The sequence below is a fragment of the Saccharomonospora iraqiensis subsp. paurometabolica YIM 90007 genome (genome assembly GCF_000231035.2).
Lineage (GTDB): Bacteria > Actinomycetota > Actinomycetes > Mycobacteriales > Pseudonocardiaceae > Saccharomonospora > Saccharomonospora paurometabolica.
Map to the genome: position 1 here is coordinate 108906 of NZ_KI912225.1, position 378 is coordinate 109283.

A 378-nucleotide genomic window follows, 5' to 3' on the forward strand; every position below is an offset into this window, starting at 1 on the left:
GGCGACGGCACGGCGGTCGGACTCGACGGCCAGCACCCGCCCCCGCCGGCCGACCTGCCCGGCCAGCACCGAGGCGAACAGACCGACCCCGGCGAACAGGTCCCACGCACGCGCACCCGGTGTGGCCTCCGCCCACTCGCCGACCACACCGGCGAAGGTGTCGGCGGCGGCCGGGTGGACCTGCCAGAAGCCCTGCGCGGACAACCGCCACCGGCGCCCCGCGGCCTCCTGCACCGCCGTCCCGGCGGCGGAACGCCCGGAAGAGTGCCGCACGTGGACGTCCCCGGTGGCGTCCTCGGTGACCTCGACCTCGGTCCCGGGCTCGGCGGAGCCCGGCAGGACCGCACCGGCCGCGGCCGCGTGGTGATCGGCAGTCCT

General features: G+C 78.0%; 1 pseudogene. It reads right to left on the reverse strand.

What is annotated here, in order from left to right:
- Window positions 1-378, reverse strand: a pseudogene (locus SACPADRAFT_RS32535) (class I SAM-dependent RNA methyltransferase); the annotation flags it as partial.